The sequence below is a fragment of the Pseudomonas sp. MWU12-2319 genome (genome assembly GCF_023242525.1).
Lineage (GTDB): Bacteria > Pseudomonadota > Gammaproteobacteria > Pseudomonadales > Pseudomonadaceae > Aquipseudomonas > Aquipseudomonas gingeri_D.
This window is the reverse complement of sequence record NZ_JALJES010000003.1, coordinates 92,662-115,468: the sequence shown is the minus strand read 5'-3', so window position 1 is coordinate 115,468 and position 22,807 is coordinate 92,662. Positions and strand designations below refer to the sequence as shown.

At 60.4% G+C, this 22,807-nt stretch carries 21 protein-coding genes and 1 pseudogene; 7 read left to right on the top strand and 15 right to left on the bottom strand.

The genetic code is table 11. The annotated features are described in order from the left end of the window. Window positions 1-169: 169 nt before the first annotated feature. From M5C01_RS06090 to ggt, 3 genes are all read right to left on the bottom strand, one after another. Window positions 170-2,092 (bottom strand): methyl-accepting chemotaxis protein, encoded by a 1,923-nt coding sequence (locus M5C01_RS06090; RefSeq protein WP_103496145.1) that lies wholly within the window; start codon window positions 2,090-2,092, stop codon window positions 170-172. Between the two features lie 262 nt (window positions 2,093-2,354). Beyond that, entirely contained in the window at window positions 2,355-3,821 is a 1,467-nt protein-coding gene (locus M5C01_RS06085) for a phospholipid carrier-dependent glycosyltransferase (RefSeq protein ID WP_152737657.1), read from the bottom strand. Between the two features lie 117 nt (window positions 3,822-3,938). Continuing rightward, the gene (ggt, locus tag M5C01_RS06080) at window positions 3,939-5,771 is read right to left on the bottom strand and encodes a gamma-glutamyltransferase (protein ID WP_178129782.1); all 1,833 of its coding nucleotides are present in this window, start codon (window positions 5,769-5,771) and stop codon (window positions 3,939-3,941) included. 74 nt (window positions 5,772-5,845) lie between these two features. Between ggt and M5C01_RS06075 the strand changes: the two are divergent. Then, window positions 5,846-6,535: pseudogene (locus M5C01_RS06075) on the top strand (PDDEXK nuclease domain-containing protein); the annotation flags it as partial. An 8-nt stretch (window positions 6,536-6,543) separates the two neighbouring features. Here M5C01_RS06075 and M5C01_RS06070 read toward each other — a convergent pair. From M5C01_RS06070 to M5C01_RS06035, 8 genes are all read right to left on the bottom strand, one after another. Next, entirely contained in the window at window positions 6,544-8,700 is a 2,157-nt protein-coding gene (locus tag M5C01_RS06070; RefSeq protein ID WP_152737656.1) for a hypothetical protein, read from the bottom strand. A gap of 11 nt (window positions 8,701-8,711) precedes the next feature. Further along, a complete protein-coding gene (locus tag M5C01_RS06065; RefSeq protein WP_152737655.1) occupies window positions 8,712-9,449 on the bottom strand; it encodes a hypothetical protein in 738 nt (245 codons plus the stop codon). After that, window positions 9,446-9,862 (bottom strand): hypothetical protein, encoded by a 417-nt coding sequence (locus M5C01_RS06060; protein WP_152737654.1) that lies wholly within the window; start codon window positions 9,860-9,862, stop codon window positions 9,446-9,448. Before M5C01_RS06060 ends, M5C01_RS06065 begins: the two co-directional genes overlap by 4 nt. Next, entirely contained in the window at window positions 9,846-10,310 is a 465-nt protein-coding gene (locus M5C01_RS06055) for a prepilin-type N-terminal cleavage/methylation domain-containing protein (RefSeq protein WP_152737653.1), read from the bottom strand. Before M5C01_RS06055 ends, M5C01_RS06060 begins: the two co-directional genes overlap by 17 nt. Further along, a complete protein-coding gene (locus tag M5C01_RS06050) occupies window positions 10,310-10,762 on the bottom strand; it encodes a type IV pilin protein (RefSeq protein WP_152737652.1) in 453 nt (150 codons plus the stop codon). Before M5C01_RS06050 ends, M5C01_RS06055 begins: the two co-directional genes overlap by 1 nt. A gap of 261 nt (window positions 10,763-11,023) precedes the next feature. Continuing rightward, window positions 11,024-12,664 (bottom strand): Nramp family divalent metal transporter, encoded by a 1,641-nt coding sequence (locus M5C01_RS06045; protein WP_152737651.1) that lies wholly within the window; start codon window positions 12,662-12,664, stop codon window positions 11,024-11,026. Window positions 12,665-13,109: 445 nt separating this feature from the next. Next, window positions 13,110-14,465 carry a Bd3614 family nucleic acid deaminase gene (locus tag M5C01_RS06040; RefSeq protein ID WP_152737650.1) on the bottom strand — a complete coding sequence of 452 codons (1,356 nt, stop codon included), beginning with the start codon at window positions 14,463-14,465 and terminating at the stop codon, window positions 13,110-13,112. A gap of 88 nt (window positions 14,466-14,553) precedes the next feature. Then, complete coding sequence (locus M5C01_RS06035) at window positions 14,554-14,964, bottom strand: VOC family protein (RefSeq protein ID WP_152737649.1); 411 nt, start codon at window positions 14,962-14,964, stop codon at window positions 14,554-14,556. 284 nt (window positions 14,965-15,248) lie between these two features. Between M5C01_RS06035 and M5C01_RS06030 the strand changes: the two genes are divergently transcribed. Beyond that, complete coding sequence (locus M5C01_RS06030) at window positions 15,249-15,539, top strand: LysR substrate-binding domain-containing protein (RefSeq protein ID WP_248764287.1); 291 nt, start codon at window positions 15,249-15,251, stop codon at window positions 15,537-15,539. 82 nt (window positions 15,540-15,621) lie between these two features. On the opposite strand, the gene M5C01_RS06025 is transcribed toward M5C01_RS06030, so the two are convergent. From M5C01_RS06025 to M5C01_RS06015, 3 genes are all read right to left on the bottom strand, one after another. Continuing rightward, complete coding sequence (locus M5C01_RS06025) at window positions 15,622-16,029, bottom strand: hypothetical protein (RefSeq protein ID WP_152737648.1); 408 nt, start codon at window positions 16,027-16,029, stop codon at window positions 15,622-15,624. Then, window positions 16,026-16,613 carry a DUF433 domain-containing protein gene (locus tag M5C01_RS06020; protein WP_178129797.1) on the bottom strand — a complete coding sequence of 196 codons (588 nt, stop codon included), beginning with the start codon at window positions 16,611-16,613 and terminating at the stop codon, window positions 16,026-16,028. The genes M5C01_RS06025 and M5C01_RS06020 overlap by 4 nt, the downstream gene beginning before the upstream one ends. A gap of 298 nt (window positions 16,614-16,911) precedes the next feature. Continuing rightward, window positions 16,912-17,151 (bottom strand): hypothetical protein, encoded by a 240-nt coding sequence (locus tag M5C01_RS06015; RefSeq protein WP_152737646.1) that lies wholly within the window; start codon window positions 17,149-17,151, stop codon window positions 16,912-16,914. A gap of 436 nt (window positions 17,152-17,587) precedes the next feature. Here M5C01_RS06015 and M5C01_RS06010 point away from each other — a divergent pair, with 436 nt between their 5' ends. The 3 genes from M5C01_RS06010 to M5C01_RS06000 all read left to right on the top strand — a co-directional run bounded on the left by M5C01_RS06010 (window position 17,588) and on the right by M5C01_RS06000 (window position 19,766). Then, window positions 17,588-18,334, top strand: coding sequence for an SDR family oxidoreductase (locus M5C01_RS06010; protein ID WP_152737645.1), 747 nt, complete (start codon window positions 17,588-17,590; stop codon window positions 18,332-18,334). A gap of 13 nt (window positions 18,335-18,347) precedes the next feature. Then, complete coding sequence (locus M5C01_RS06005) at window positions 18,348-19,202, top strand: DJ-1/PfpI family protein (RefSeq protein ID WP_178129780.1); 855 nt, start codon at window positions 18,348-18,350, stop codon at window positions 19,200-19,202. Window positions 19,203-19,283: 81 nt separating this feature from the next. Beyond that, window positions 19,284-19,766, top strand: a complete 483-nt coding sequence (locus M5C01_RS06000) for a nuclear transport factor 2 family protein (protein WP_103496161.1) — start codon at window positions 19,284-19,286, stop codon at window positions 19,764-19,766. 69 nt (window positions 19,767-19,835) lie between these two features. Here the strand turns inward: M5C01_RS06000 and M5C01_RS05995 are convergent, their stop codons facing one another. Then, complete coding sequence (locus M5C01_RS05995) at window positions 19,836-20,846, bottom strand: helix-turn-helix domain-containing protein (RefSeq protein WP_248764286.1); 1,011 nt, start codon at window positions 20,844-20,846, stop codon at window positions 19,836-19,838. A gap of 174 nt (window positions 20,847-21,020) precedes the next feature. Between M5C01_RS05995 and cydP the strand changes: the two genes are divergently transcribed. Continuing rightward, window positions 21,021-21,218 carry a cytochrome oxidase putative small subunit CydP gene (gene cydP / locus M5C01_RS32950; RefSeq protein ID WP_152737643.1) on the top strand — a complete coding sequence of 66 codons (198 nt, stop codon included), beginning with the start codon at window positions 21,021-21,023 and terminating at the stop codon, window positions 21,216-21,218. Next, window positions 21,215-22,801, top strand: a complete 1,587-nt coding sequence (locus M5C01_RS05990; RefSeq protein ID WP_103496162.1) for a cytochrome ubiquinol oxidase subunit I — start codon at window positions 21,215-21,217, stop codon at window positions 22,799-22,801. Before cydP ends, M5C01_RS05990 begins: the two co-directional genes overlap by 4 nt. Window positions 22,802-22,807: the final 6 nt, after the last annotated feature.

Sequence of the window (22,807 nt, the reverse complement as noted above, 5' to 3'; positions counted from 1 at the left end):
AAGGCGGTCATCTGTGGGCGCGGAGCTTGCCGGGACGCCGGACCGCCGCGAAGAGGCCCATGAAGCCGGCAAAAGCTTCGTGGATGCACGAGGTGGAAGGCAGTGCTGTTTTCTTCGACCTGATTGGCGCCACAGATTCCCTTCCGTGGGCTTGGCGAGACTGGGGTTATCAGACTCGGAAGTGGCTGACCATCGCCTGCAACTGACTACCCAACCGGGCCAGTTCGACGCTGGACGCCGCGGTTTCGTCGCTGGCGGCGGCGGTCTGTTCGGACACGTCACGGACATTGACGATACTGCGGCTGATCTCTTCGGCCACCGCACTCTGCTGCTCGGCTGCCGCGGCGATCTGCTGGTTCATCGACTGGATGTTCGACACCGTGCGGGTGATGTTTTCCAGTGAGGTGCCGGCCTTGCGGGTCAGGGCCACGCTGCTGTCGGTCAGGGTGCGGCTGTTGTTCATCACATTGGCCACTTGCTGGGTGCCGTTCTGCAAGGCGGCCACCAGGCCTTCGATCTCCTCGGTGGACTTCTGGGTGCGCTGGGCCAGGCCACGTACCTCGTCGGCGACCACGGCAAAACCGCGTCCGGCTTCACCGGCCCGTGCTGCCTCGATGGCGGCATTGAGTGCCAGCAGGTTGGTCTGTTCGGCCACGGCCTTGATCACGTCCATGACGGCACCGATCTTGTCGCTTTCCTTCTGCAGCACGCTCATGGCTTCGGTCGAACGCACCACTTCGGTGGCCAGGCGTTCGATCTGGGCAATGGCTTCGCCGACCACCTTGTCCCCTTCACGGGCTTCACCGTCCGCGGCCGCGGCGGCCTGGGAGGCCTGTTCGGCATTGCGCGCGACCTCCTGAACGGTGGCGGTCATTTCGTGCATGGCAGTGGCGACCTGGTCGGTTTCGATCTTCTGGCTGTTGACCCCGGCGCTGGTCTGTTCGGTGACCGCCGAGAGTTCCTCGGCGGCGCTGGCGATTTGGGTGACGCCATCGCGGATACCGCTGATCAGGTCACGCAGGGTGCTGCCCATGCGCTGGATGCCTTGTTGCAACACGCCCAACTCGTCACGGCGGGTCACCACCAGGTTGTGGGTCAGGTCGCCGGCGGCAATGCGTTCGACCACGCCGAGGGTCTCGCGAATCGGGCGGGTGATCTGTCGGGTGATGACCACGGCGGCGAGAATCCCCACCAGCAACGCCAGCAGCGTACTGCCCAGTTGGAAGGTACGGGCCTGGGCGCTTTCGCTGTCACGCCGGTCCAGCTGGATCTGATACAGCGCTTCGCTGCGCGTGACGATGTCGGTGCCCTGGTCGGTCATTTCCTTGCGCGCCTGCACGGCGGCGGCGTTAGCGGACTTGTAGGCCTGCAACGCGGTGCGGTAGTTGCCCAGGGCCGTCTCGAGCTGGGTCACGGAGCCTTGTTCGGCGCTGCTGAAGGCTTGCTCCAGGTCCTTGAGCCCGGCGATCGCTTCGCTCAGTTGATTGAAGGCTTTCTGCTCGGTGTCCGGGTTGCTGTTGGCGGCGTAACCGCGCACTTCATAGCGGGTGAGCTGGAACTGTTCCTTGGCCCGGGTGATGGCCTGGAAGCGTTCGAAGCGGCCTTCCTCGCCAGGTTGCATGCGCAGCACCTGATCGTTGATGGCGGTGATCAGCTTGCTGACGGTATCGGCGTTGTCGCCCATGGTCTGGCGGGCGCCGTTACCGGTGCGATAGGCATCGCGCATCTTGTTCAGCGATTGCTGGTATTGCGTGATGAGGTCCGCCTGCTCCTTGAGCAGCTTGAGGTTTTCCGGGCTCTTGAAACTGCCGATCAGCTTCTGCTGTTGATCGATGAACGCTTGCAGGTTGACCTGGACGTTCTGGGCGGCGGTTTCGTCGCCGTTGGTCAGCATGTATTGCAGGCGCGCCACGCGCAGTTTGGTCAGCGAGGCGTTGAGCTGGGTGATGTCGCTCATCCAGTTGCTGCGGTCGATCAGCCCACCCAGGCTGTTCCAGCCGGTCAGGGCCAGGATGGTGGTCAGAAGCAGCACCAAGCCGAAACCCAGGCCAAGTTTCAGGTTGACGCTGATATTGCCAAACCAGCTATTCATCGAATTCCTCCAGGAACGTTGTGTTGCGTGCTATCGGGTGGCTGGAAGGTGTTGTTTTTGGAGCCAGCTGAATTTGTTGGTAGAGCTTTTATCGGCGGTAACACAAATAGCTGAACGATATTTTGTCATACAGCATGTTTCTGCGTTGTGAGGACGAGGATAGCGTTGTTTGTCGTTTGCCTGTTCGTGAAGTCGATTTCAGGCAAAAAAAACCGGCGCTCCGAAGGCGCCGGTTCTTTACTGCTCGATCATGCGAGGCAATTTATTGGCCGTAGAAATTATACAGACGCTTGCCGCCGATGGTGATGGTGCTCAGGACCTTGATCGGCGCTGGCGGCGTCGGCACGTTCAGCCCCTGGTCGACGATGACCACGTTGTTCGGCGAGGCTGTGAGAAAGGCTGTCAACTCGGCTTCGGTCATCAGCACTTGCTGCTGGCGCTGGGTATAGAACACGGTGGAGGCCAGTCGCTCCTCCGGTTGGAACAGGGCGACCTGCTTGCCGTGAGCCTGCAGTTCGATGACCTGGTCGGTCAGCGGTTTGAAGGAGTTCTTGAGGTCGGAGCGCGACTCCAGCGACGCCACTACCAGGTAGCCGACGACCACCAGTGCCATCAGCCCCATCGCCAGCGGACGATGATGTTTCACCAGCTTGGCGCTGAACGGCGAGGTGGCCGAGCGCCGACGCAGCCATTCGAGAATCACCAGCGAGTATTCGGCGGCGATGATGGCGGCGGCTGGGGCCATGGACATCAGGTAGACCATGCGCTTGCTGGAAGCCAGGGTCAGCAGGGTGAACTGGGCCAGGATCCAGACGGTCGCGAACAACAGGTGACGATTGGCTACCAGGCGCTTGCGCAGGTTCCACAGGCCCAGGTACACCAGCAGGTTCCAGGGCAGGAAGGATTCCGGCAGCTTGGCCAGGTAGTAGTAGAACGGCTCGTAGTGCCCGGCGGCGGTGAAGGATCCGCTGAAGCGGCCCACGCTGTTGGCCCACAGCACTTCACCGACGGCTTGCATGCCGCCGCGCTGGTAGAGCAGCACCAGCCAGATCAGCAGGGGAATCAGCCCTAGCGCGGTGAACAGCGCCGGGCGCAGCCAGTCGCCGAAGCTGAAGCGTCTGTCGATCAGGCTTTGGCTCACCAGGTAGACGAAAATCACGATACCCGGCAGGGCTAGGCCCAGTACGCCCTTGCTCAGGGTCGAGATCACGATGCCCAGGGCGAAGACACACCACGCCGCCAGGGTTGGCTTGCCTTGTGTGCGTTGCTCGGTGGCGCGGAAGAAGGCCAGCAGGGCCAGGGTCACCCCGAGGCTGAGCAGTGCGTCTTCGCCGACCTGGCGTGCGTTGCCCAGGTAGCTGGCCATGGTGGCGAGCATGGCGGCGGCGGTCCAGGCCAGCACGCTCGGACGCCCGATCTTGCGCAGGAATGCAAACAGCGCGAGCACCGTGAACAGGCCGGCGAAGGCCGAGGCCAGGCGCACGGCCAGAGGCGTGCCGCCAAACAACTGGATGGCGCCGGCATCGAGCCAGAGGCTCAACGGTGGTTTTTCCAGGAAGGGCTCGCCCAGCAGGTGCGGGGTGACCCAATCCCGGGTCAGGTGCATTTCCATCGCGATCCCGGCTACCCGGGATTCGGTGGAGCCTTGCAGCTCATGGTTACCCAGTCCGAAAAAGAACAGTAGGCCGCTCATCAAGAGCAGGATCAGGAAGGGGCGTGTCATTCGCATAGTGATACCGAATAGAGAGGAAGCGGGCCGCAAGGCAATCTGTTGATTGAAAAAGTATACGGGGCGATTTCTCAACATATTGTGAAGAGCGGTCGCCTCAGGGTATGTCTGAATGTTTCAGTCACCCAAGGCTTCACCTTCGCGGCGAGGGTCGGCGCCACCGGCCCATGACGACAGACCCTTGGCATCACGCACGCGCATGATCGCCTGGGTGCCGCTGGTCATGTCCATCTCGCTGACGACGTGGCCCTTGTCCTGCAGTGCCTTCACCAATTGCGGCGAGAACAGGCCCTGCTCCAGTTCGGTGGGGCCGTTGCGGCTGCCGAAGTTGGGCAGGTTGATGGCCGACTGTGGGTCGAGTTTCCAGTCCAGCAGGCCGGCCAGGGTCTTGGAAACGTACTCGATGATCTGTGAGCCGCCGGGCGAGCCGACGGTGCCGAGGAACTCGCCGCTCTTGCGGTCGAACACCAGGGTCGGCGCCATCGACGAGCGTGGACGCTTGCCCGCTTCGACACGGTTGGCCACCGGCTTGCCGTCTTCGCTGGGCACGAAGGAAAAGTCGGTCAACTGGTTGTTGAGGATAAAACCCTCGACCATCAGGTGCGAGCCGAACGAGCTTTCCACCGTGGTGGTCATCGACACGGCGCTGCCCTGGTCGTCCACGGCGACGATCTGCGAGGTGGAAATGCGCATCGGCGAGCGGTCCGGCGCCAGGGCCACCTGGATGCCGGCCGGTACCCCGGGCTCGGCCTTGCCCAGGCTGCGTTCGCCGATCAGGCGCGCGCGGCTGGCGAGGTAGCCGGGGTCGATCAAGCCGGCAACCGGGACCGGGATGAAATCGCTGTCGGCGACATACAGGCCACGGTCGGCGTAGGCCAGGCGATCGGCTTCGGCGATCAGGTGCACGGCCTGCGGGCTCGGTTCGAGACCGGCGGGACTTGAGCTTTTCAGCGGGCCGAGTGCGGCCAGGGCCTGGCGTTTGTCCTGCGCTTCCAGGGCCTGCAAGGTGCCGAAGATCTGCGCGATGGCGATGCCGCCGGAGGACGGTGGCGGCATGCCGCAGAGCTGCCATTGTTTGTAGTCGGAGCACACCGGCGTGCGCTCCTTGGCTTGATAGCCTTGCAGGTCGGCCAGCGAGAGCGTTCCGGGGTTGGTGCTGCCATTGACCGCCGCGACGATCTCCTCGGCGATGACACCCTTGTAGAGTGCGTCGGTGCCTTCGTTGGCGATGCGTTTGAGCACGGCGGCCAGCTTCGGATTCTTCAGCGTCGTGCCGACGGCTTTCGGGCTGCCGTCGGCGTTGAGGAAGTAGGCGGCCATGGCGGGCGAGTGGGGCAGGAACGGACTGGCGACGATCTGCTTGTGCAGGCGTGGCGAAATCGGGAAGCCCTGTTCGGCCAGGCGGATGGCCGGCGCGAAGAGCTTCGCCCAGGGCAGGCGGCCCTGGGTGCGATGGGCCAGTTCGAGGGCGCGCATCACCCCGGGTGTACCGACCGAACGTCCGCCGATCTGTGCCTGGGTGAAGGCCATCGGTGTGCCGTCAGGGTTGAGGAAGAGTTTCTCGGTGGCGCCTGCCGGTGCGGTTTCACGTCCGTCGTAGGCATGCACCTTTTTGCCGTCCCAGACCATGATGAAGGCACCGCCGCCGATGCCGGTGGCTTGCGGTTCCACCAGGGTCAGTACGGCTTGCATGGCTATCGCCGCATCCACGGCGGAGCCGCCCTGGCGCAGGATCTCGCGCCCGGCTTCGGCCGCCAGGGGGTTGGCTGCCGCGGCCATGTGCCGGGTCGCGTGTTGCGTGAGCATGCCGTTGCGATAGCCCGTGCCGATTTCCGGCGCGTCGGGCAGGGTGGTGTCGGCGGAGGCAAACGGTGCGTTGCAGACGGTGAGCGCGAGGCTGATGGTCAGGGCGCAAAGGGAGAAACGACGTGATGGAAAACGTGAGTGCACTGTGTAGGCTCCTGCCTTGGACTTGCTCGGCACTATAGTCCGGGCGTGGCGGCGGGAACAATCGTTGAGCTGGCGGGGCCAGGCAGCAAGCCGTGCAAGCGGTGAATACCCAGCTGATCGAGTTGTATTGGCAGGTGGGTGCTTATATCAGCCATAAGCTGGAACAGGCCGAGTGGGGCGATGCAGTGGTCAGCCAGTTGGCCGAGCATCTGGCTCGGACGCAACCTGGGTTACGTGGATTTACTCGATCGAATTTGTTCCGCATGCGCCAGTTCTATGAGATTTATCGTGTAGAAGAAAAAGTCGCGCCGCTGGCGCGACAATTATCCTGGTCACATAATCTGATCATCTTCAGCCAGAGCAAATACCCGGAAGAACGAGAGTTTTATCTGCGTATGGCGGTTCAGGAGAAGTGGTCGAAACGTGAGTTGGAGCGCCAATTCAAGGCGGCGTTGTTCGAGCGTAACGTGACCCAACCGGCAAAAGCTTCGGCAGTGCTGAGACAATCTCACCCCGATGCGCTGGAGGTATTTCGTGATGCCTATATGGTTGAGTTTCTCGGCCTCTCCGGCAGCCATGCCGAGGTCGATCTGCATCAGGGATTGCTGGCGCGCCTTAAAGATTTCCTCATCGAGTTGGGCCGCGACTTCTGCTTTATCGGCTCCGAATACCCGCAGCCTGTCGCCAGCCTTGATTGCCTGCCGGACAAACAGTTGCTACAGGCCAAGCTGCATGAGTTCTATGCACTGAACACAGCGTCATGAAGGAATAATCAAAACGCCCGGATCCAGCGCACTTTCGTCGAGGCCTGGACCGCCCCGCCTCCGCTTCCCGTGGTGGGTTGGGTGGTGACGGTCTGGTCGGCGGTGACGCTCGACACGTCGATGGCGATGCCGCCCTGGGAAATAGTGGTTGGGCTGGTGCCATTGTTACCGGTGGACAGCGCGCCTTTGATATTGGTGGTGGCGCCCGAGGTGCTGACCAGGCCGCCGAGGATGACGTTACCGTACAGGGTCCAGCCGCTGGTGCTCAGCCCGCTGTTGGCTTCAATGGCAATGTTGCCGATGGGCAGGCCGCTGTGGCTGACGTTGGAGGCGTCGGTCCAGGTGGCCAGGGTCCCCGCTGTCTTGTTGCACAGGTTGGTCGGGTAGAACGACCCGCCGCACAGGTTCGTATAGCCGGAGAAGTTCGGCGAGTACAAGGGCACCATGCCGCTGCTGGTCAGGGTGACACTGGCGTTGGTGAGCACGGTATTGGTGAGTCGGGTCAGGCTCTGCACGCCATCGAGGGTGATATTGCCATTGAACCAGAGCACGCCCGGCGGCATGGCCTTGATACCGGTGAAGGTCCATCCGCTGCTGGGCGTCGCGCTGCTGCCGCAACTGGTGTTGCCATAGTTGCAGATCAGGAAGTTGGCCCCCAGCAGGGTACGCATATCGGTGGTCGCCAGGTTGTAGGGGCCCGCCGGCACCGCCGTACCGGCGGCGGTCTTGACGTTCTGGATGGTCAGCATCGGCGTGTTGCCGACAAAGTCGAACACATAGTTGGCCTGGCTTTTCAGGGGAGTGACATCCACCGCGACGGTGGTGATGTTGCAGTACGGCACGCCGGGCAGGCCGGGTGAGGCGGTGGCGACGTTCTGCGTCAGGTTCGCCAGGGCGGCGCCGGTGTAGGCCGTGCCGTTCTGGTTGAGCAGCTTGCCGGCGATCTGGCTGGCGGCAGTGAACGACGGCGTGTTGTATTGCGTCACGCTCAAATTGCCGCCGCCCTGGAACTGGCCCACCGTCGCGGTAAGGATAGACACGTCACTGTTGGCCTTGAGCGCGGTGTAGGTGGCGCTGTAGCCGGTCAACGCCATGGTGTTGCCCCAGAAGGTGCCGACGGTGCCGGTGAGGAAGTTGATATCGCCGCCGTACACCGAGTTGTAGGTCAGCGAAATATTCGCGGGCAGGCTGCTGGTCCCGGAGATCAGCACGGCGCCGGCCGTGGTGTTGATGACCCCGCTGGCTTGGGTGACCTTGCTCAGGTCCAGGGTATAGACCGTGCCGTCGGTGAGGGTGATCAGAGCCGTGCCGCTGCCGGCTGCGGTGATCGAGTTGTCGGTGTTTTTCGTGCCGCCGACCAGGGCGGTGCCGATCGTCGAGCCGCCCGATACCACGTTGGCCTTGAACGCTCCTGCCTGGATCGCCACGTAACTGCCACCGGACTGGGAAATCGCAATGGACTTGGCGCCCACGGTCAGGTTGACCGGCTGGCTGCTGGAACTCATGGCAAAGGTCCCTTCGGTATAGAGGGTCGCGTTGTTCGCGATGCCGCCACCACTGAGGTTGATGCCACCCTTGGCGCAGCCGGAAACATAGGCCGTCGAACCGTTGGAAATGGTCAGCACGCCGGTCACGGCGATGTTTGCCAGGGTGCTGCCGTTGGTGATCGACAGGCTGCCGCCGGTGTAGTTGAAGTTGCCGTTGAACTGCAAGGCTGGGGGCAGGTTGCCGCTGGCGACCGTGCTCGCGGCACTGGCCGGCGTCAGCAAATAAACCACTTGCACAGTGTGGGTCGCCAGGTTGTTGGTGGCGGTGATGGTGGCGGTGACCAGCGTGCTGCTACCGCTGGCGACCTTGGAAATGATCTGCGCACTGAGCCCGCTGGCGCTGATGGTCACGGGGCCTGGGGTCACATTGGCCAGGGTGCTGTCCTGCTGCAATTGCGCCTGCAAGTACAGGCGCACCCATTCCACGCCACTCCAGACCCGCGATTCCGCCGGCGAAGTGGCGTGTGCCGCCAGTTGCTGCTGCTGGGCGCCGCGTATGCCGTACATCATCCCCAGGGCGGTCACGGTCAGGGCCATGCCGACGAACAGGATCATCAGCGTTGCGGCCATGCCGCGTTGAGCGGCGCGCGGCGATTGGGAAAACGATCGGGCTGGCATCGGGGGCTCGGTCAGGAAGAGGGTTTTTCGAAATTGATCAGGCACGCCGTCGCCTTGCTTTGGACGTAGGCGGGCTGTGGGTTGGTGCTATTGGGGTCCAGTGTGCTGTTGTTGGCGCTCAGGGTGATTTGCAGGCGATAGGCGGTATTGGTGGTGTCGGTGTTACGGCCGTAAGGCCAGCAGGTGGCGAAGCCGACCGAGAACGGCGTGGTGCCCTGGCCGGCGGCGATCAGTGTGGTGCTGGTCCAGGTCGCGCTGCCCCATTGCGCCGAGGCCTGGGTACAAGTGGCCCCGCTATTGATGCTGATCAGGGCGCCGTTGCTGACCAGCAGCCCGGCACAACTGGCTACGGCCGCTGAGCTGGTCTGATAGGACCAGACAATCGCGTTGCCGGTGGTGCCGTTCGGCGCGGCGCTGGTCAGGGTCGGGAAGTTGGCCTGGGCGGTGGCGGTACCGGTCAGGGTGCCATTGGTCAGGGTGGCGCCGGACAGCAGCACGAAATTGTTGTCGATATCGGAGGTGGCGCGCGCGGTGGGGCTGCCACTCCAGAACCCGCCATTCATCAGTTCACGCTGGGCCGTCAGCAGGCCCGAGGCGACCTGGCCATCCTGGCTGGCGCTCTGGAGCGATGTCACCGTGCTATAGACCAGGTTTTTATACAGCGAGAGCATGGCCAGGATACTGAGCAGGGAAATGATCGTGCCGACCATCAGGCTGATCATCGTGAAGCCACGTTGCGCGCGGCTCATGGCTCGTCTCCGACGCGGATGATGCCGCCAAAAATACTGGTGTCCTGGGTGCGGGTGGTCAGCACCACCGAACTCTGCGGTGCGCCGCCGGTGAGGACGCTGGTGCCGACGGTGACGGCAGCGGGGCTGGTGCAGGTCGCGACGATCGGCTGGGTCGTGGTCTGGGTGGGGAGGGACACGACGAGCAGGGCGGCGTTGGTCGTGCACAACAGCGCGCCATTCTGCTCCAGCAGGCTGCGCATCTGGCTGACCACGATATTTTCCAGTTTCATGTCGCGCTGGCTCACCGCCGCCCTCGACGCGATATAGGTGATCCCCAGGCCGATGATTGCCATCAGCAGGATGCCGACCAGCGCCTCGATCAGAATATCGCCGCGTTGCGGCTTCGCGACCGACCTAGATGAGCGGGACATTGACTGCAATCTCGCTGCCTGCCGTGACTTGAATGGTAGCAGTGGTGCATGAGCCGCTGCTGACCGCGAAACCGCGGTTGTTGAAGGCGACACAGGCCAGGTTGACGCTGGCGACCTGAATAACGGCGGCGGCCGGGAGCGGGGCGCTCCAGAGGAGTGATGTGGTCGCGGTACAATCGATGGTCTGCCCGGGAGTGAGGCTCAATAACTTGAGGCTCTGGCCGGAGACGCACAGCACGGCGGCGGGTGCGGTGTCCTGCACCTTGCCCGGGTTGCGCAAGGCGATCGACTTGGCGCGGCTGATCCCTTGTCTCAAGAGACCGGCGGCATCGCGCTGATAGGCGCTGTTGGTCCACGACTGGGTCAAGGGCACCCCCACTACCAGCAAAAGCGCGAACACGGTAATCGTGATCATCAACTCGATCAGGGTGAAGCCACGGCTGTGCATTACAGCCAACTGCTATACGGACTGCAGGAGGAGAGGTTGCGATTGTTACCCTGGTCCAGGGTCAGGACGCAGCCGCTGACAGTGGCGCCGGTACCCGTGGCCGTCACGGTATAGGTCGTGGCGGTGGAGCTGAGGGAATAGCTGAAATTGCTGGACTGGCTGGGTTGCCAGCCTGACGTCGGGCTGGTGCAGGTCAATGGGCCGCCGAGCAGCACGCATTGGATTTGGGTGACACCGCTGGCGCTCGAAGCCGGGTACACCAATTGTTTCTGGTAATAGTTTTCCAGGTTGAGGCTCAATGCGACCAGATCCGCCTCGGCCGACTTGAGGTTGCTCTTGGTGATGTAGCTGTTGTAAGCCGGAAGGGCGATGGCGGCGAGGATCGCGACAATGGCGACCGTGATCATCATTTCGATCAGGGTAAAACCTGATTGTGTTCTGGCGTTGTTCATAGGCACTTCATCGGCAATTTTATTGGCGTTTACCCGGTGACCGACTGGTCGCGCGTCATTATGACATCATTGAATGACAGTTCGGGAATCGAGCCGACAGGAACGACCCGGCCTGAAGAATCTTTCATTATCGGTCTTATTCCAGGACCTTCTGCTGATCTCCATCACTCCGCAGGCCGATCGATCAACCGAGCGGAGCCTTGCTCAGGGCAGGGCTCCGTTCGGTCAGGTGCATCGGTCCATATTCCCGGTGCAAAGCCTTTACGCCATCGCCAACTGCACCACCTTGAAAATCACCATGCCCATGGCGACGACCAGATAGCCGCGCAGTACGCCCATCCAGATCCGATTGCGTTGTGACAGGATCATGGGCTTGAGCTGGCCCAGTGGCGGCATGCGCCAGGAGTTCATCATTTCCTGGGTGAAGGTGGTCGTTTTGTCGGTCAGACTGGCTTCGTCCACGGCTTTACGGGCATGCAGCACGTTGACAGCGATGGCGATGACCAGGCCCACGACACCACCACCAATCAGGATATCGGTGATGGTTTCACCGGACATGTCCGGGAAGGCCACGGCCGAGGTCAGGACCACGGACAACAGCACGAGTATCGCGACGATGACCGCGGTCACCAGATTGGTGAAGCGCTTGTTTACCCAGGGGCCGAGTACTTCCTTGTCATTACACAGCAGCAACAGGAACACCGTGGCGCTGGGCAGCAGGACGCCGGCCAGGGTCTGTACCGCGTTGGTCAGCAGGCCCAGCGGGACGCCGGGGATCAGCACCAGGGCGGCGGCGACGGCGATCAGGCCGCAGTACATCAGGTAGAAGCCCTTGGCATCGCCGGGTTTGCGGTGCAGCGAGTGCTTCAGGCTCAGGACATCACCCAGGGCGTAAGCGGTCGACAGCGACACGGCCATGGCACCGATGATACTGGCGTCGATCAGGGCGACCGCGAACAGCACGCCCGGCAGGCGCCCGTGGTACTTGGCGATACCGGCGGCGATGGCACCGGCATCGGTGAAGTTGCCGAACTCCGGGTTACCGACGAAGACCTGCGCGGTGAAGGCAATCATCGCCACCGCGCCGATCACCACCAGGGCGATGCCCAGCCACAGGTCGGCGCGTTCGTACTTGATGAAGCGTGGGGTGATGCGCTTGTCGATCACATAGCTTTGCTGGAAGAACAACTGCCAGGGCGCCACGGTGGTGCCGACGATTCCGATGATCAGCAGCAACACTTCCGACAGCTTGCCGTCAGCCGGCAGTTGCGGGGTGAAGAAGTCATGGGCCACCTGAGTCATGGGCGGGTGGATCATCAGGAAGATCGGCACCAGCAGCAGGCTGCCGAAGACCAGGACCAGGGCGAACCGTTCGAAGCGCCGGAAGTTGCCCGTGCACGCCGCCAGCATGATGAACACCGCTGCCAGGCACACGCCGGCCACCTTGGGCACCCCGAGGAAATCCATCCCCAGGCTGATGCCGATGAACTCGGTGACGATGGTCAGGGCGTTGAGGATAAACAGGTCGATGGCACTGAACGCGCCCCAGAACTTGCCGAAGCGGTCGAGGATCAGGCGGGCATGGCCGACACCGGTCACCACACCGAGGCGCAGGACCATCTCCTGGTTGACGTAGAGCACCGGGATCAGCAGGGCCAGGGTCCACAGCAGCAGCGTGCCGTAGTTCTGGCCGGCTTGGCCGTAGGTGCTGAAGGCGCCGGCGTCGTTGTCGCCGACCATGACGATCAGGCCTGGGCCGAGGATGGCCATCAGGGTCTTGAGGCGATGCATCCAGCCGTTGCGTGGGGCGACATCGTCATGGCGGATGGTGCCGAAGGCTCCGCGGATATCGCCGATATGGGCGCTGTCGAGGACAGCGGATTGGGCATTCAAGTTGGACATGGTGAGTTCCTCCAAAGCGTGGCATTGGCAGCCGCTTTCGATTCCCATCGGACAGGCGAGCACGGGTCTTCCTTCTCCTGGCCACAATCCGTGGGCTTTGTTGGAGACGAAATGACAGGCATTCCTGGCGTTACGGGAAGCGCAATAAATTGGGTTGTTCAACCGCTGACCGAGGTCGGTCCGGGTTGCTTGGAGGTCACACGGAAGGGAACTGCGTAAAGCGCGGGGCGTTCGAGCGGGGGGAGATCAACCAGGGTCAGTCCTACCTGCCAGGCGGCACCATTCCAGTCAGTGTGACCGGCCTACTAGAGCTGGGGTCCATAGGAGTTCTCCGTGGTTATTTCGGCGAATGTAACCAAATGTGAGAGAAAATGGCGAGTAAAAATTTATGAAATTTTTATCGGCGGGAGGCTGATAGGGAGATCCCTTGAGAGGGGCTGGCGCCTCAGAGAATCAAGCCTTTTTCCCGGATTTTTTCGATCAGGGCAATGCCGCGCTCCAGGATCTTGTTTTCGCCCGGATCGCCGACCAGCGAGGCCAGCAACTCCTTGAGACTGGTGAGGCTGTATTGGAATAGCAACGTGGGGCCGGGCGCCTGGCGCAAGAAAGTGGTCACGCCTACTTTCTTTCCTGAACGGGCATGTTGTGCGTCCAGCCAGTCGCCTGTGGTGGGGACCTTTCCGGTTTTGGCAACGATGCTTGCGACCCACATCGAGTGAGCGATTACTTCGGGCCGTTCCTGGGCCTCTTGGAACGTAGCAACAGGTTTGCGCACGATGGGCATCATGGTGGTCAGGCGTTGTATCGAGCCATTCTTTTTCAGGTCCAGGGCGCTATTTTTAATCCTGGGGTCAATGTGACCGACCACCACCGGCACATTGTTGCCCAACGTGGTGATCAGGCCGGCGCACATATGACAAGGCGCCAGCGTGGAGTAGATTCGCACTCCGTCAGGCAATGCGCTGGTATTGTTCTTGATCAGGTAGGCCAGCACCATGCTGGTTTCGGCATGGAAGCAGCCATTGAGGCCATTGATATTGACGCCCCAGCCGAGAATCACGTCTGTGTTGCTCACCATGACGGCGGCGACATTATGACCGCTGCTGAGCGTGCCGGCCCCCCTGTTGTGCGGCAGGGCGGCACCTGCCAGCGCATAGGCGATTTTCATCCAGAGCCGGTCCTTGTTGTTTTGCTCGGTGATGCAAGCATCTTCTTGTAGCGGCAAGCTGGAGGCGACGCGGGTGAGCATATCGAGTTCGGGTTGTTTATTGACCCGGGAGTCATAGACCGCATTGCAGCCATGCATCTGGGTATATATGGTATTGGCTGTGGGGGTGAGTTCCAGGGCATCGGAGTTGAACAATTCGATCCACTCGTTCAACAGCGGCGTGGAAGTGGGAAATGTATTGAGTTTCAGCTTCTTGGCTTGCCAGCCGGCGCCGGTTATCCGCTTTGGAATATCCAGTTCACCCTCGGCGTTCAGCGACAGTTCGTCACGGATAGCGCTATCGGTCGGTAAGACGATCTTTGCTGCAAAGTTCTTCGGATAGACAATGGCGCTCACGCGCGCTTGCCAGCACAGGCCGAGGCACATCTCTGTCGGAATGCAGCTTGAGTAAACGTCGAGTTTGCTGGTGTTCGGGTGATTGTGCAGCAGGTTGACCACCGCCGTTTCATGGGCTTTGTCGCTGGCCTCGCCAATGGCGATGACTTGGGTACCTGAAACCAGAAACGCCACATCCTTGCCCGTGAGGCTTTTTTTCCGCAGCACCAGGGTCAAGAGGTAGTGATGGCTATTCATACAAACGCTCCTTGTTCAAATCAGTCTTATTGCGATCAGGTCACAGCTCGCGTCGATGATCAGAAGGGCTTGGCGCATGCTGATGGTGTCACTCGGCTAAGTTCAAATCACCACGATGGGCGATATGGACCTTGTTGCCATCCGGGTCACGAAGGTAGGCGCCGTAGTAGCCGTCGCCATAGTGAGGCCGAGGCCCAGGCGCTCCTTCGTCAGCGCCTCCTACATGAAGGCCCGCTGCATAGGCTGCGTCCACGGCTTCTTGAGAGGGGGCAGAGAACGCCAGCATGCTGCCGTTGCCAGGGTTTGCCGGCATGCGGTCATAGGGCGAATAGACGTAGAACCGAGGCAAGGTGCGATCAGGCATGACCCAGCAAGCGGCAGGTGGGCCACCGTCAGGCGTGACCGTGCGCCGGCACAGGCCCAACGGAATCAGAACCGCATCGTAGAAAGCGGCGGCCTGGTCGAGATTGTTTGTTCCAACAGTCACGTGGCTGAACATTCCGGATCCGTCGAAAGTGTGGGTTTCAAGAGTATCGCAGCCCCAATCCATGACTGTATAGGGCGTCTCGATACCAAGAGGGACCTATATCCTCAGCGCGACTTGTCGTCGGTATTTCCTCCTGGCGTCAGTTCGATCAGATTCCTGCCTCAACGGCGCAGCACTCTTTGTGTTCACCCACGGAGTGCCGCGCCCCTCGGTAAGCGGAGCAAGGTTACCAATGGTATGGAGAAGCGCCTTGTGTTCTTCTTTGTAAGCAGCACCGACCATTTTTCGTTCAGGCTTTGCGGCAAACCTGGCTTCACCAGATTCGCCAGCATCGCCCCGTGGTGTTTTCAGCCAGCGATCTGATGTCCCAGCAAATGGCCGCCAGGTTTGGCGTAGGGGCTGTCGTGCTGCCGACCACGGTGGGCGACAATGGTCCTGCGCTTCAGCGGCTATCGGTAGACAGCGAGGCGCCGACTCGAGATCTCTGGTTGACGGTCTATCCCGATCTGCGTCGCTCGCCGTCGATCAAGGCGGTGATGGATTTTTTAGTTGAGTGTGTCCAGCAGGAGCCTCGGCTGTGTTGTTAGGCAAGAGCGCACAGTCGGTCCTGAAGACGTAGCAGGTGTGAGTGGTGAGTGACAGGAACGAAAAGCCCGGCGCTGTGCCGGGCTAAATCTTTAGCTGTTCAAATTTTCCTGGAGCGGTAAATCTCCATGAAACCCTGAAGGCTGCTCCACCACTGATTAGCTCTGATTGCTGAACTATTGCCGGCCACCATTTGACGAGATTTTGAGCCTTGCTCCAATAGGACTCCTGCCCCCATTGCTTTGCCAAGCAGAAAATAGGTAGGCCGCATTCGCGAAATACTTTTCTCTCCGCGTCGCCCTTGGTGAACTTGTCTTGAGATACAACTGTCCACCGGCCCTCAGCTTTTAGCTCAGAAATCCAATGGATATCGCTGGCACCTTGGTCGAATTTTTCTCGGAGCGGGAGCACCTGGTGCCCGTCGGCCTTGCACAACTCATGAAGTGCCCTGGCCATCGCGGGTGGAAGATTATTATCGATCAGAAAGTTCAAGCAGCAATCCTATGCTCAAAGGCTACTGCTGCATCCACTGCGGCAGTGGAAATTTCGAAAATGGTCGCAACCCGCTTAATGTCCTGCCCTTCGGCTTGATAGGACTGGTAGATCGCTGACGTATCAATCCCGACTTCAGAAAGGATTGGTTTTCCAAAGTTTCGAGCGGGGTCAAGAACGATAGTCTTGCTTCGCTTTAATGGATACCACCGCTGTGCAGCCCCTTCACCGGCGTAATCAATACCTTCATAGAGAGAGGGTTTGATGACTTGTTTGAACGCCCATTGCCTTTTAATCAAATCAAGCAACGCCTCATCGCCCGTTTCATCAAGGACTGTGGCGAAGATGCTCCGTCCGTCGGTCTGGAAGCGTTTGCAGGTGAACGGGTATGGCTGATCGAACATTTCCCGGGCTTGTCTTGAAGCGCTTCGGATCGCCTGAAGACTGACGCCATGCTGCCGAAAGGCATGGACAAATCGGATCTCTAAAAGGTCGTGGAAACCAAGGAGGTTCTCATCGAGGAAGGACAACTCGGACGTCCACAGTCCAGTGTGATCGACCCCATGAGCACTGTAGCCGAACATCCAGCGACGGATATCCTTTGCTGAAATACCTGTGTAGAGAGCTGCCTCCCCGGGAGTGTAGAGCCCAACCCCGATGAGGCGGCTCGGTAATTCGGTGTTTTTCATGTGCCCCCCTTGTCCTTGGGTCAAACCTAAAATCCAAGTTTGGGTGTCGACGACGATTCGATCAACACATCTCAGACAGACTGCTAACCAAACAGTAACAAAACACATCTGCAGACCCCCGGTGCACGATGCTGGCCGAACGGTAGCAGCGGGTTGGGTATGGGCGGAAACTGACTGCGACGTGGATTGAAACTCACGACAACTGCTTTAATTTCGCCTCCACCGCATCGTCAAAGATGATGTAAAGCGCTTCGATATCGGCTGGCCGCAAGCGCTTGGTGCTTTCCAAACCGCCGATAAACGTAATCTGAATGGCCCTTTCAGCCTCCAGGTCTGCGACGGTGCTGGCGGCATTGAGCGCTCGAACCAGGTCGCTGACAGGGTCTCGGATGGGTTTTGGAAGTCGTAACAGGTCGAGCCTTTCTTGTGGCATGTCTTCCTTAACCGATTGAATTTAATGGCTAATATTGATTTTTTATGTGGAATGAAAATTGGAATATCTTTCGAAATTACACTCCACTGTAACACCCATTTGAACTCGATCTGATAACCGATCGCCTGTCCGCACAAGGCGCTCGCCTCTGGGATGCAACTCCCCCTCACTCGGCCTCGACACTACAGCGTCTAAGCGTTGCAACAATACTTCACCGCCTTGGCTGAATAGGGGCTCAAAGGCTCCCGCAGCAAAGCGATTTCACACTCATTGCATGCCTCCGATGTGGCGTTTTTTGAGGGTTATACGACCTTTACGCCATCAAGGTGCTGTTTCCATAATTTGCCCGGGAAATCGAGCGCAGACATGCGCATAACCGTGATGACGCCATGACCTTTCGGCTTGGCCAATCACGAGGCAGAGAAGGGGACAGAAGATGAGGCTCAAGAACAAATCGGTTTTGATCACCGGCGGTACCAGTGGCATCGGTCTCGCCACCGCCAGGCTCTTCATTGCGGAAGGCGCGCGGGTCGCGGTGACCGGTCGCGATGTTGCCGTATTTGAGCGTGTGCAGGCCGAGCTGGGCGAGAACGCGCTGGTGCTCCAGGGCGACGTACGTTCGCTCAAGGATATGCGGGCGATTGCCGCCGAGGTGAAAGAGCGGTTCGGCGGCCTGGATGTCCTGTTTGCCAACGCCGGTCGAGCGTTCCCGTCGGCACTCAACGACATCGACGACGATCTCTATGAGGAGATCATGGACATCAACGTCAAGGGCGTGGTGGTCACGCTTCAGGCGGTGTTGCCTGACTTGCGGGAGGGCGCTTCGGTCATTCTCAACACCTCGTTCGTCGCGCAGACCGGCAAGCATGGCATCTCCCTGACCGCCGCGGCGAAGGCGGCCGTGCGATCACTGGCGCGCAGTTGGTCCTACGAGTTTCTCGACCGGAAAATCCGCTTCAACGCGATTGCGCCCGGTGCGATGGACACGCCCCTGATCAGCAAGTGGGGCATGTCCGATGAGTGGGTTCGCGAGCGTAAGGCCGAGTTCGCCCAGGCGGTTCCGGTGGGCCACATGGGCAAGGCCGAGGACATTGCGTACGCGGCGCTCTATCTCGCCAGCGACGAATCTTCCTATGTGGTCGGCACCGAACTGGTGGTCGATGGCGGTGCCTCGCAACTTTAAAGGAGAAGTTATCGTGACCGACCATAGCGAAAACAACGCCACCGGTGAGCGCCCGCTCAGCACGGGGAGTTCCCGCCGCGATGTGCTCAAGTTCAGCGGCATCGTCACCCTCGGCTCCCTCCTGGGCGGCGGAGCCCTGCTTGGCCGTGCCGCTCCCGCTCTTGCGCAGGCCGGCAGCGGGGGAGAGCTGGCCCCGAACGAACCCCTGAATATTCTGATCGTGAATTACGATGGCGGCACGCTGCTCGATTTCGCCGGCCCCAGCGAGATTTTTCACCGGCTACCGAATACCAAGGTTCGTTATGCAAGCCTCAATGGCGGCAATGTGACCCTCGAATTTGGGGTCGTGTATGGCAACACTGAACGACTGGCCGACATTGAGAGGACCGACCTGCTCCTGGTCCCAGGCGGCTCTGATTTGTCGGCACCGATGCGGCCGGAATACCAGGCACAGATCCTGCGCCTGGCGGAAAGCGCCAAGCATATTACGTCGGTCTGCAATGGATCACTTGTGCTCGCCGCGACGGGCATTCTCAAGGGCAAGCGCAGCGCCTGCCATTGGGCCTTCGTCAACAAGCTGACTGAATACGGAGCCATCGCTGTTCCTGATCGCTTCGTCGAGGACGACAACGGTCGATTCATGAGCGGTGGCGGCGTGACGGCGGGCATCGACTTCGCACTTCGCGTGGCCGCTAAGCTGCGCGGTCAACAGGCCGCCGAATTCACGCAGCTTGCGATCGAATATGACCCCGATCCGCCCTTCCATTCCGGTCATCCGAGAGAGGCTCGACCAGAAGTCATTGCGATGGTCGACAAGGTACTGCCCGGCGCATCCAAGGGGCTCGCGCGAATACCCGGCGTTCGCTGAAACGCTGGCAAGCAATATTGGCTGCATCTGCCCAATCGGGTGCAGCCCTCTTCCATTCAAGCCAATATCGGAAATCATCAGATGCGACAGATCCGTCCTTGTGCGGCTGCCCTTGCAGTCGGCTTCTCCTTTTTCGCCTTTATCCTGCCGGCCACCGCCGGTGAACCACAGCGTCCGCCCGAAGCGGCCATCAAGGCCGAGAACGCCCGATGGGCGCAGGCCTTCGCGCGAGGTGACTATGAGGCGATAGGTCGCCTCTATACGGAAGATGGCGCCCTCTTGCCGCCCGGGGGCGACCGAGTTATCGGCGCCCGCGCGATCACCGAATACTTCGCCAAGGGCTATGCCGGATCCCAGCCTGGCAGCGTATCTTTCAGCAATTACGAGTTCTACGGTGACGATCAGGCGGTTACCGAAGTTTCGGAGGCCGATGTCCGTGATCACAGTGGCGCGCTCAAGTTTCGCGGTAAACAGATCCTGGTCTTCCTGAAGCAGGGTGGCGTCTGGAAGCTGCACCGTGACATGTGGAGTGATTACGGCCCCCTGAAACCCGACGCGCGTTGAGCGCCCGGTTCTGACAACAGTGGCCCTGGTGGCCACTGACTAGGCTACGCGCGCGGATAGGGCGTCGATCTATCCGCGCTCACCGCTCAATCGGCTCTCGCGACGGACCGATTGCGGCGGATGTCCATGCAGTTTGACGAAGGCCCTGCGCATCCGTTCCGGATCGCTGAAGCCCACCGCCAGGGCAATCTGTTCGATCGGTTCGCTGCCATCGCGCAGGCGCAGGCACGCCGCTTCAACGCGCAAGCGCTCGACCGCCTTGGCCGGCGTTTCACCGGTTTCCCGGCGAAAGGCCCGTCCGAATTGTCGCAGGCTCAATCTGGCCGCATCGGCGAGCCGCTCGACAGGTAGCGCTTCAGCCAGATGTTCCCTGGCGAAATTCAGCGCAATGCGGATGCGATCCGACTCCGGCTCCATTTGTGACATGGCGGAGAATTGCGACTGGCCTCCCGGTCGACGATAGGGCACGACCAGCAGCCTGGCGGTGGCACGCGCCACTTCCGCGCCCATATCCCGTTCGATCATGGCAAGCGCCAGGTCGATGCCGGCGGCGATGCCCGCGGATGTCCAGATATGTCCGTCCGCTATATAGATACTGTTCCCCCCGACCTTGATGCCAGGGAAGCGCGACTGCAATTGAGCGGCGTACAGCCAGTGCGTCGTGGCCCGGCGTCCGTCCAGCAGGCCGGTTTCCGCCAGTAGAAACGCTCCCGTACACACGCTTCCCACCCGCGAGGCCTTGGCCCCCAGTTTCTTGGCGGCGGCGATGTTTTCCGCTGTCCGCATCGGCTCGATATCGCCACCAATGAACAGGATGGTGTCAAACCTGCGCCTGCCTGCCGGCTGGGTCTCGATCGGAAGGCCAGTATTGCCAGGCACTGACCCTCCTGCCTGCGAGATGACCTGGAGATCATAGGGGGTATGGCCGGCGGCGGTGACCACCTGATTGAACGCCGAAAGGGGGCCGGCAAGATCAAGAGCATCATGGCCATGGCAAACGAAGAATCCGACTCGATGCATGATGAGGTCACTCAAGATCCGGGAGGGCGTATTTTGCTGGAAACCCTCGGATAGCGCCATGGCAGATCATTGCCTTCCACTGATGCAGAAGTCCTCGCGCCTGGCATGAGTGGGCACTGCCGCTGTCCGAGTGTGACGTTTCGTCGCTCCCATCGAGGCCGAGAATATTGATCTGAGTCAAGGTTGGCCGTCTTCGCCGTCGGGACAATTCCGCCATCCCTGCGAGTGCCCATCATGCCAGGCCCCTTCGATTTTCTAAAAAAACCATTAATGAAGGAAATTGGCCTGATATTGCTTATCAAGCTCATCTTGTTGTTGGGGATCCGAAGCATCTGGTTCAGCGCTCCGGTCGAGGTCATGGATGACGGCGTCACAGTAGGCCAGCACGTGCTTGGCCCCCCTCCTACACCTCCGGAGAAGCCCCCCCAATGATCTCGGAATCAGTCGTCGACTTATCTCGACTGCAATTCGCTATGACGGCGCTGTATCACTTTCTGTTCGTCCCTCTGACCTTGGGTTTGACCTTCCTCCTGGCCATCATGGAGTCGGTCTATGTGATGACCGGCAAGCAGGTCTACAAGGACATGACCCGGTTCTGGGGCAAGCTGTTCGGCATCAACTTCGCCTTGGGTGTCACCACCGGCCTGACCATGGAGTTTCAGTTCGGCACCAATTGGGCGTACTACAGCCATTACGTCGGCGACATTTTCGGTGCTCCGTTGGCGATTGAAGGCTTGATGGCGTTCTTCCTGGAATCGACCTTTATCGGCCTGTTCTTTTTTGGCTGGGATCGCCTGAGCAAAGTCCAGCATCTGGGGGTCACCTGGCTGGTCGCGATCGGCTCGAACATGTCGGCATTGTGGATCTTGATCGCCAACGGCTGGATGCAAAATCCAATCGGGGCAGAGTTCAACTTTACCACTATGCGGATGGAGCTGACCAGTTTCAGCGCCTTGTTGTTCAACCCCGTGGCACAGGTCAAGTTCGTCCACACCGTTGCGTCCGGCTACGTGACCGGCGCGATTTTTGTCCTGGCCATTTCTAGCTGGTACCTGCTCAAGGGCCGCGATATCGGATTCGCGCGGCGCTCTTTTGCCATCGCGTCGGCCTTCGGCATGGCATCGATTCTTTCGGTCATCATTCTGGGCGACGAGTCTGGGTATGAAATCGGCGATGTTCAAAAAACCAAGCTCGCGGCGATCGAGGCCGAGTGGGATACCGAGGCCGCACCTGCAGCCTTTACGCTGTTCGGGCTGCCGAATCAGGCCGAACAACGTACCGATTACGCGGTGAAGATTCCTTATGTCATGGGGATTATTGCCACGCGATCGCTAGACACACAGGTGACAGGCATCAAGGATCTGGTTGCCCAGCATCAGGTACGGATCCGCAATGGCATGGTTGCCTATGACCTGCTTCGGCAACTGCGCGCAGGGGATAAAAGCGAACAGACAGTCTCTGCCTTCAACGCCGTGAAAAAAGATCTGGGCTACGGTTTACTGCTCAAGAAATACACGGACAAAGTGGTCGATGCCAGCGACCAACAAGTCAAACAGGCTGCGCTGGACTCCATCCCCGGCGTATCTTCGATTTTCTGGACCTTTCGCCTGATGGTACTCAGCGGCTTCCTGATGCTGGCCTTGTTCGTCTGTGCGTTCTGGGCGTCTACCCGCAAGAACGAAATGAGCAAACCCTGGTTGCTCAAGTGGGCGCTGTTCAGCCTGCCGCTGCCGTGGGTCGCCACGCAAACCGGCTGGTTTGTCGCGGAGCATGGTCGTCAGCCCTGGTCTGTCGGCGAAATACTCCCGACCCATCTGTCCGCTTCAAGCATTTCGACCGGTGATGTCTGGGGTTCTCTGCTGGCGCTGGTCGCGTTTTACAGCGTGCTGTTGGTGATCGAGATGTACCTGATGATCAAGTTCGCCCGACTGGGTCCGAGCAGCCTGCATACCGGTCGTTATCACCTGGAACGCGAGGCATCACTCGCCCACGCCACACAGCCGGCCCTGGTCTGAGGAGCA

Coding starts and splice junctions, on each gene's coding strand:
- M5C01_RS06090 (WP_103496145.1), bottom strand. CDS start 2,092: ATGAATAGCTGGTTTGGCAATATCAGCGTCAACCTGAAACTTGGCCTG.
- M5C01_RS06040 (WP_152737650.1), bottom strand. CDS start 14,465: ATGAATAGCCATCACTACCTCTTGACCCTGGTGCTGCGGAAAAAAAGC.
- M5C01_RS06000 (WP_103496161.1), top strand. CDS start 19,284: ATGCGACAGATCCGTCCTTGTGCGGCTGCCCTTGCAGTCGGCTTCTCC.
- M5C01_RS06035 (WP_152737649.1), bottom strand. CDS start 14,964: ATGTTCAGCCACGTGACTGTTGGAACAAACAATCTCGACCAGGCCGCC.
- M5C01_RS06020 (WP_178129797.1), bottom strand. CDS start 16,613: ATGTTCGGCTACAGTGCTCATGGGGTCGATCACACTGGACTGTGGACG.
- cydP (WP_152737643.1), top strand. CDS start 21,021: ATGCCAGGCCCCTTCGATTTTCTAAAAAAACCATTAATGAAGGAAATT.
- M5C01_RS06085 (WP_152737657.1), bottom strand. CDS start 3,821: ATGCGAATGACACGCCCCTTCCTGATCCTGCTCTTGATGAGCGGCCTA.
- M5C01_RS06065 (WP_152737655.1), bottom strand. CDS start 9,449: ATGAGCCGCGCGCAACGTGGCTTCACGATGATCAGCCTGATGGTCGGC.
- M5C01_RS06045 (WP_152737651.1), bottom strand. CDS start 12,664: ATGTCCAACTTGAATGCCCAATCCGCTGTCCTCGACAGCGCCCATATC.
- M5C01_RS06050 (WP_152737652.1), bottom strand. CDS start 10,762: ATGAACAACGCCAGAACACAATCAGGTTTTACCCTGATCGAAATGATG.
- M5C01_RS06010 (WP_152737645.1), top strand. CDS start 17,588: ATGAGGCTCAAGAACAAATCGGTTTTGATCACCGGCGGTACCAGTGGC.
- M5C01_RS05990 (WP_103496162.1), top strand. CDS start 21,215: ATGATCTCGGAATCAGTCGTCGACTTATCTCGACTGCAATTCGCTATG.
- M5C01_RS06060 (WP_152737654.1), bottom strand. CDS start 9,862: ATGTCCCGCTCATCTAGGTCGGTCGCGAAGCCGCAACGCGGCGATATT.
- M5C01_RS06015 (WP_152737646.1), bottom strand. CDS start 17,151: ATGCCACAAGAAAGGCTCGACCTGTTACGACTTCCAAAACCCATCCGA.
- M5C01_RS06070 (WP_152737656.1), bottom strand. CDS start 8,700: ATGCCAGCCCGATCGTTTTCCCAATCGCCGCGCGCCGCTCAACGCGGC.
- M5C01_RS06055 (WP_152737653.1), bottom strand. CDS start 10,310: ATGCACAGCCGTGGCTTCACCCTGATCGAGTTGATGATCACGATTACC.
- M5C01_RS05995 (WP_248764286.1), bottom strand. CDS start 20,846: ATGGCGCTATCCGAGGGTTTCCAGCAAAATACGCCCTCCCGGATCTTG.